At 37.9% G+C, this 8,836-nt stretch carries 3 protein-coding genes; all 3 read right to left on the reverse strand.

Annotation, left to right across the window (positions count from 1 at the left end):
- Positions 1-203 precede the first annotated feature (203 nt).
- A complete protein-coding gene (locus ACIQ0D_RS09520) occupies positions 204-7,220 on the reverse strand; it encodes a beta strand repeat-containing protein (protein ID WP_395805026.1) in 7,017 nt (2,338 codons plus the stop codon).
- Positions 7,221-7,312: 92 nt separating this feature from the next.
- On the reverse strand, positions 7,313-8,242 hold the full coding sequence (locus ACIQ0D_RS09525; protein WP_395805028.1) for a type IX secretion system membrane protein PorP/SprF: 930 nt from the start codon (positions 8,240-8,242) through the stop codon (positions 7,313-7,315).
- 3 nt (positions 8,243-8,245) lie between these two features.
- A partial coding sequence (locus ACIQ0D_RS09530; protein ID WP_395805030.1) for a gliding motility-associated C-terminal domain-containing protein occupies positions 8,246-8,836 on the reverse strand: 591 nt, incomplete at its 5' end.

Here is an 8,836-nt window from a genome sequence, read left to right on the forward strand (position 1 = left end):
AACCCCTGTAAAGGGAGGGCAAAGATAGGAAACTCTTCTTAATAATCAAATAGTTGAGAGATTATTTTTAAATAATTTTCATTTAATGCTCAAAATATTTCTAAACAGCAATTATTAAGCTTTAAAACGAAATATCGAATTAATCCAACTCAAAAGATTGAAGGATTAACTCGATATTTTATTATTTTTAATACTATTTGCTCTTAATTGAAAATTTTAAATTTTATAATCCCTGCGGGAAGTTCAATCGCACTAGTACTTGTATTGGTAAATTTAATTTTTACAGCATTGCTTCCGCCAATCCATACTGTAAATACACCTTCAGCGCTAGCAAGTTCGTCAGGCAATCCAATACTCACAACATCTCCTAAGTTTACACTACCAGCAAATCCCACACTTATAGTTTGGCTTGTTCCAGCAGCGACTTCTGGAAAATCAATTGTTTGCTCAAAAGATATGGCTCTTACCAATATTCCAGAAGTAGGTAAAGTTACATTTGTTGGCCCAGTTGAAGTCAATGTGATTGAATTGGCTCCAGATGTTGCCAAGGTACTACCATTTGCTAAGTTTAAAGTAGCCGCAACCGCAGGAGCCACGATTGTTACATTATTTATTGAAGTTGCAGATGCTGTACCTAAGATTGGCGTAACCAAAGTTGGTGAAGTGATGGTAATATTAGGACTAACGCCACTGGCTGTTGTAGCCGTTGCAGCATTTCCTGTAATACTCCCAGCAATTGGCTCAGTAAAGGTTTGCACTCCACTAAATGTTTGAGCTGCGTCTATTCTAGCCAAAGTTGCATTTGTAGTAGGAAGGGTATAGGTTTTTTCATTTACTGTAGGGCCAACAAATTTAGTAAATGCATTTCCTGTACCTCCAAATGCGGGTGCAATCACCTGAGTCAAATTTGCAGACCCATCAAAAGAATTTCCATAAATTGTTCTTGAAGCGACTAATTTAGTCGCTGTTGCTGCATTACCCCCAGCATTTCCTGAAATACTTCCTGAAATTTGTTCAACAAAAGTTTTCACTCCTTCTATAGTCTGATTTGTTGTTATATCAACAAAGTTTTGAGTTGAGCTACCAGTACCTCCCAAAGAAACTGGAATTGTTCCTTGTATGTGAGTAGCCAAATCAATTTTACCCCAGCTAGGAGCTGCACCCACTCCATTACTAATTAATGCATTTCCAACAGCTGCGCTCGGCAATCTAGATAAGGCAGTAGTTGTAGAAGCATATAACATATCTCCAACAATATAATTGCTATTACCAGTACCCCCAGCTGTTGTAGGCAGTGTACCTGATGCTATAGAATTAGCACTTGATGCATATAATGCCCCTCCAGAAGTTAATGATGTTAAGCCTGTACCACCATTTGCTACTGGCAGAGCAGTACCAGTATTATAATTAATAGCTAATGTTCCATTTGTAGTAATTGGACTTCCGGTTATGGTTAAAAATGAAGGTACCGTTGCAGCTACCGAAGTTACTGTACCATTAGTAATGGTAGGCTTATTCTTAATGGAAGTCGCTCCTGAACTTGCATCCCAGTCAATATATTGTGCGGTTAAACCAGTTGCAGGAACTGAGATATCTGCGCTTCCATCAAAACTAATCCCATTAATAGTTCTAGCTGAAGCTAATTTTGTTGCGGTAGCCGCATTCCCACCAATATTTAAATTCGCAACAGGGGTTGTTGAACTCACTACAAATGGAGCAGTTCCAGTAGTAGCAGTAGATGTTAATGAGCCTGTTAGAGTAAGACTAGCACCATTTGCAGAGCCAATATTAGGATTTACCAAATTTGCACCACTAGTTAAAACTACATTGCCTGTACCGTTCACTGGTGTAACAGCCAATGCTCCTGTACCACCTGATGTAGAAACAATACCATTACTCGACAAATTACTTAAGTTAGCGATATTCTGAGTAGAATTAACAGTAACAGTCCCGCTAGAATTAGTCAAACCTGTTGAAAAAGTTAAAGCAGATTGTTTTGCGTTAAAGCTTGTCCAATCCGCAGAACTTAAAGCTCCGCGATTAGTTGCAGATGCTGTAGGTATATTTAGTGTAATTATAGGCGTAGTGGTATTAGTAGCAACGGTAGAGCTAAAATCAGTACCAGAGGTACCTAAGGTTAGGGCAGCAACAGAAGTTACTGTTCCATTGCTTAATGTAGGTTTATTTAAAATTGCCTTACCCCCAATTGTGGCATTCCAGTCAATAAAGGCATCTGTCAATCCAGCTGCTGTCCCTGTTGTATTTTGATTTAATGTAGGAACATCCGCTGCAAGAATATTAGACAATACAGTATTGGTACCATCGCTACGTAGATATCTGCCAGCAGCTTGAGTCCCCGCAAGATTGTTTAATGCTGTCTGCTGATTTGTTGCTCCTGTACCTCCGTTTGCAATAGCTATTGTACCACTAACATTATCTGCAGTACCGGTTATACTTCCAACTATTGGATTGGTGACCGTCAAATTCCCTAAAGTACCTACACTAGTTAAGCTAGATGTTAAAATCGATGAATTTAAAGTATTTCCAGTTAGAGTGGAAGCGGCTGCGCTAATGGTAATCGGACCGGTACCATCAAAATTAACTCCATTAATTGCTCTAGCTGTTGCCAACTTAGTTGCAGATCCTGCATTACCGCCAATACTTAAATTAGCCACAGGAGTAGTAGATAAAACCTCAAATGGAGCATTTCCATCGGCGATATTAGATTTCAACAAACCGCTTACTGTTAAAGAAGTGGCAGTGGCTGCACCTAAACTTGGTGAAACTAATGTTGGCGAATTTGCTCGAACAACATTGCCTGTACCTGTGGTGGTAAGTTGCTCCAGAGCACCTGTACCGCCAGTTGAGCGACCTAAAACCGTGTTAGTTGCTACGTCCTGGATTTTGTCTAAAGTAACAGCTGAAGAAGCAATTTTTGAAGTTGTAACTGCTGAATTAGAAATGGTTAAATTAGTTGCACCCGTTACCTCGCCAGTGTGGGTAGCATTAGAGTTGGCAGCAATATTTCCATTAAGCTTTCCAATGGCTGTAACAATATTATCTGTAGCTGAAATTACCCCGGTTGTACTTGTATACCCTGTTAAAGGCTTAGTGATTACTGCATTAGTTGTAACAGTAGTTGCATTTCCAATACTAGTGACCTCGCCAGTTAAATTTGCATTAGTGGTCACATTGGATGCTAAAGTTGCGGTAGCTGCATTTCCTGTAATACTTCCAACAATTGGACTGCTAACAGTTAAATTAGTTAATGTTCCTACGCTAGTTAAACTAGAATTTAACACCGTTGATTTTAAAGTAGTTCCAGTTAAAGTTGAAGCATCCGCAGTGACAATAATGTCTGAACTACCATCAAAAGGAACATTATTAATATTTTTAGTTGCCGCGAGCTTGGTTGCTGTATTTGCTGAAGCAATATTGCCATCAATAGTAGTGGTAAATTTCTGTAAGCCAGTGAATGTCTGTGGACCGCTAGTAATGGCTAAATCGGCATTAAAATTAGGCAATGTAAAAATTTTCTTAGTTGTGAACGGACCGGTAAACTCAGTAAAGGCATTTCCAGTACCACCGTTTTGAGTGGGTAGAACCATTGAAACATCAGAAGTTAAATTTACTGAACCCCATGCAGGTGCAGATGTGCCACCTTTTAGCACTTGATTAGCCCCACCAAGTGGAAGTCTTTTAGCAGAACCTAAAGTTTCACCGTAGATCATATCTCCAGGATTAGTCATAGGTGATAAATTATCAAATCCTGCTTGCTTCGTATTTGCACCTGTACCTCCGTTTGCTATTTGCACTACGCCTGAAACATTGTTGGCATTTCCTGAGACATTGCCATTTAATGTTCCAACGAAAGTTCCAGCAGTAATTGTTCCACCTCCAACATTTAGACTTGATCCAGTTGCATCACCAATTTTTGGAGAAACAAGTTGTGCACCACTTGACATGACTATACTTCCTGTTCCAGTTTGGTTAGTGGTAGTAAGTGGGGCACCTCCACCTAATATTAAACTGGTACCTTCTGCAGCGCCAATTAGCGGTGATACTAATTTTGGAGCAATCAATGTCTTTTGTTCTAGAGTCTCAGGTTCTTTTAAGGTAGCTAGCGTGCCTGATGGTGGCAAGGTAACCACCCCTCCCCCAATATTAGGTCCATTTAAAACAGTAAAACCAGATTGCACACCTGCCAGTCTGAGCATACCATTAACTCCACCAACACCTCCAACGCCTGGCGTACCAAATGTTTTTGGTCCAGTAACTACCTGATCACCAGCTAAAATCATATCACCACCAGCAAGATTTTGAAATGAAGGAGGCAAGCCTGGGCCATTAGACCTTAAAACTTGTCCAACGGTTCCACTAACAGTTGAAATATTATTAGTTCCATTTCCAATAAGTATTCCTCCTGAAGTTAAACTACTTACGCCTGTCCCGCCATATTGAACTTCAGTAACTGTACCAGGTCCAGTTGTAACCCATGAAGGTACAATAGATGTACCCACTTGTTGAACACGTAAAACTGCCCCAATTGGGCCAATTGACAATTTTTTAAGAGTACTTGAACTTTCTGCAAATAAAATATCTCCAACAGCAAATGATGTAAATCCTGTACCGCCATTTACTGGCAATACTAAGCCTGTTGGACTAATTGTGGTTGCAGTTTTTGCATTCCCGTTAAATATACCTGAAAAAGTAGGAGCAATTAATTCACCCGTTGAAGGGTTATATTTCAAATTAGAGCTACTTACTTTAACAGGTAAATTACCTGTATTGCCATCCACAAAAGTTAGTGGTTTAAAGGAATTACTAGCTAAATCATCAGTAATGGAAACATTAGCCGTATTAGTAGCATCAATAGCATTGGTAGCAATACCATCTAAATCACCTTTCAAATCACCTTCGAATTTTTTTGCTATTAAAGTCCCGCTTGCTGGAATATATTTTAAATTAACTCCATTTGATCGGAGTGGCTGATTTCCAGCAGCATTATTTACGAATAATGGGTATGTTTCTGCAGAGTGTGATGCATTATCAATAATTACAGATTTCAATGCATTATCTGCAGTTGTCGCATTTGTAGCAGATACAGCCGATAAGGCAGATGATGCTTGTCCAGTAACATTACCAACAAGCGGACCAGCAAATCCTGTAGAAGTTAATATTCCATTTGAAGGATTATATTTTAAATTATTACTACTTGCCTTTATAGCTTGATTTCCTGAAGCAGTTCCCACAAAAACGGGAAAAAATGTACCATTTGTAGAATTATCATCAGTCACACCACTATTTATTGAGTTAGTCGCTGTAGTGGCTGAAGTTGCAGTTGTAGAATTCCCAATTAAATCTCCCTTGAAAGTTATTGCTGTTAATTCCCCCGTTAAAGGTTTGAATCCTAAACGATTAGTACTTACATTGGGTTGTAAAGAGCCCGAAAGTCCGGATACAAAAACAGGATAAACTGTTCCCGCGCTTATGTCATTTGTAGCAACATTTATTTTAGACGAATTTTCAGCGTTTTTCGCATTACTAACTTCTCCAGTTACATCTCCTATTAAATTACCCTTGAAACCTTTTGCAGTTAAAATACCAGTTGATGGTACATAACTTAAATTAGTACTGCTTGATTTAACGGACTGATTACCAGTTGGTGAATTGACAAATACTGGATAAGTCGGTAAATTATTCGTTATATCATCTGTAATCGCAACATTAGACGCATTAGTCGCGGTAGTTGTACTACTCGCATTTCCTATAAGTTCACCTCTAAATTTAGGTGAGACTAACTCGCCTGCAGCTGGAAGGTACTGAAGTTGACTATTATTGACTTTAATAGAAGTCTGACCCGTAGTTGCATTTACCAAAGTTGGATAATAAGTTGCAACACCCGGAACAACCTCGCCAACCTCCAAATTTGATGCATTATCGGCTTGCTGAGCGTTTGATACTTTACCTGTAACATCACCAACCAAATTGCCCACAAATCCCTTGGCAGTTAATATTCCTGTTGAAGGAACATATCTCAAGTTACTACTGCTTGATTTAATCCCTTGATTACCCGATGTGGCTCCAACAAAAGTTGGATAAAATACAGAAGTACTCGAATTGTCATCTGTAATGGCACTATTGAGAGTATTTGTTGAATTTATGGCATTATTTGCATTATTTGCGGTTAGAGCAGTACTTGCCTGACCACTCACATCCCCAACCAGATTACCCACAAATCCCTTAGCTGTTAAAATTCCTGTTGAGGGAACATAACTCAAAAATGTACTAGTGGATTTTAAAGCTTGATTTCCAGTAATAGCATTCACAAAAACTGGATAAGTAGGCAATGAGTTTGCCGAATCATCGCTAACAGCCACATTTGCCGCATTAGTTGCTGTAGTGGTAGTAGTTGCATTTCCTTGTAAGTCGCCTTTAAAAATAGGAGCTGTAAACTCACCCGTAGCTGGTAGATATTGTAACTTTGCACTATTTATCGTGGCGGTAAGTGGACCAACTTTCCCAGTAACAAAGGTTGGGTAAACTGGATTATTGTTAATATCATCCTCTAAAATTTGAATATTTGTTGCATTTAGTGCATCAATAGAGGAAGTAGCAATACCTGTAACATCACCCACAAGATTGCCTCTAAAGCCCTTAGCTGTTAGTATTCCTGTATTGGGAACATAACTTAAATTTGTACTTCCTGTACGTATTGATTGACTGCCAGGTGTATTTGTAACAAATGTTGGATATGCAACTGTAGAAGTTGATAAATCATTGGTAATATTTACATTGAGAGCATTAGTAGCTGTGCTTGCCTGTGTAGAGGTAGATGCATTTCCAATTAAATTACCCGTAAAATTTTGAGCGGTTAAGGTCCCACCAACAGTTAAATTATTAAAGGTTCCATTACCCCCTAATGATCCAGCCAAGAATTCCCAACCAGTAGTTTTTCTTACGTATAAACCCACTGCTGGCCATTTTGTTAGATAAATGAGCATACCGTTCGGGGGACTAAGCGTATTAATTGCAATGGTATCCGTTAAACGGGGCAATAATAATCCTTGATTATTACTTTCAAGCTCTAAAATAGATGATGGCTCAATAGTTGAACCATTGGTGCCTATTTTTATCTGAGCAGAGGCTATATTATCTAATCCTGTAATCAGAAAAACTGCGATAACAAAAGCCAAAATTGAATAATAATTAAATCTCATAGTAGTTGTTTTTATACAATATTTTTAAAATCGAAACGCGCTTATTAGCTTGATTCCATTTATATCTTTTTTAAATTAAAGCCTATTATTTATTAAAATAAATAGCTAGGCATCAGTTCATCTCTCTCAAAAGGGAGATTAAACCTTAAAATTATTTCATGTGTAGATTTAGTAAAGTTGTTTAGCCTGCCCAAATTATAATCATAAGCATATCCCAAACGCACTGTTGGTGTTAATTTAAAATCCATTATACCTACTAAGGCACTTCTACTTCTATAGGAAATTCCACCAGATAGAATTTCACGGAAGTATAGGTTAGCATTAATATCATAATCTAAAGGAATTCCTTCAATTGCTCTGACTAAAAAAGAGGGTTTTAAAATGAAATTATCATTAAGCGTCACTAAAAAGCCTGAATTCAGGTAAATGTGCAAATTTTGCTTTACCGTATATTCTGCTAAAGCCACATCAACTTGCCTTAAATGAGTCCTAACCAAATTGGGCGACGATAAGCCGATATAAAAATTGCTTGTATTAAAAAACATCCCTGTACCAAAATTGGCGGCCATTGCATTCAAATTTTGAGCAAATACAGGATCTCCTGCATTAGTTACATTCAACTTGCTAAAATCAGTACGGTAATTCAATGCCCCCATCTGGAGTCCGAAAGAAAAATTGGAATAGTCGCCTTCAATTTTATACGACATAGACACCTGAGCTCCAATATTTTGTGTAACCGAAACCTTATCACTTACTAGTTTTAGTCCAATACCTAATTGTGTATCTCCAATTGGCATATCACCTGCAATTGAAGTAGTTTGAGGGGCATCTTTAATACCATTGAATTGCTTTCGGAAGGTACTAGTAAAATTCATAGACTGCTTCACACCGGCGTATGCAGGATTAATTTCAAGGGTATTAAACATGTATTGCGAGTACAAGGGAAGCTGTTGAGCTAAAATCTTATTGGGAAGAATATTAATCAACGCAATAAGTGCAAGAATGTATATTTTTTTATCCATGACCTATCTATTTATGATTAAATATCCCGGAATACCTTTTGCTCCATTAGCACTTACTAGATAATAATAAATTCCATCAGGTAATTGGTTTCCCATAAAACCTCCAATATTCCCTATACCATTAAATGTATTATCATAATTGAGGTTTTGATAAACCATAACTTGGTTACGGCTATACACTTCAAAGCGTATGATATCAGTTGGAAGTCTTTTTACAACCTCATAAAAATCATTTAAGCCATCCCCATTCGGAGAAATTGCATCTGGAATGTTGACAGGAGTGTTTTCATCGATATCCTTTTTTATTACGGATTTCGAAAAATATTCCGTATCTTTAAGATTGGCCAAATTTAAACGAGTGTTCGTATAAGCACCAAAAACTGCTGCACGAGTGGTTATCGAACCGGGAGAAAGAGATGGTACTGGCGTAACAAGATCCCATAAACCGTTTAATTTCTGATCGTATCGAGTAACATAAGCTTCCCCTCCGTTTCTATAGTATTCAATTCCTTCATCTGCAGAATTATGTTGCAAGTTTATATCCATTTTTGAACTTGGATCTACAACATATGTCTTCATTATCCATGTTTTATT

The organism is Daejeonella sp., assembly GCF_044342615.1.
In the GTDB taxonomy this organism is placed as follows: domain Bacteria; phylum Bacteroidota; class Bacteroidia; order Sphingobacteriales; family Sphingobacteriaceae; genus Daejeonella.

Bases quoted from the DNA above. Each gene is read 5' to 3' on its own strand.
- ACIQ0D_RS09520 (WP_395805026.1), bottom strand. From the start codon at position 7,220: ATGAGATTTAATTATTATTCAATTTTGGCTTTTGTTATCGCAGTTTTT.
- ACIQ0D_RS09525 (WP_395805028.1), bottom strand. From the start codon at position 8,242: ATGGATAAAAAAATATACATTCTTGCACTTATTGCGTTGATTAATATT.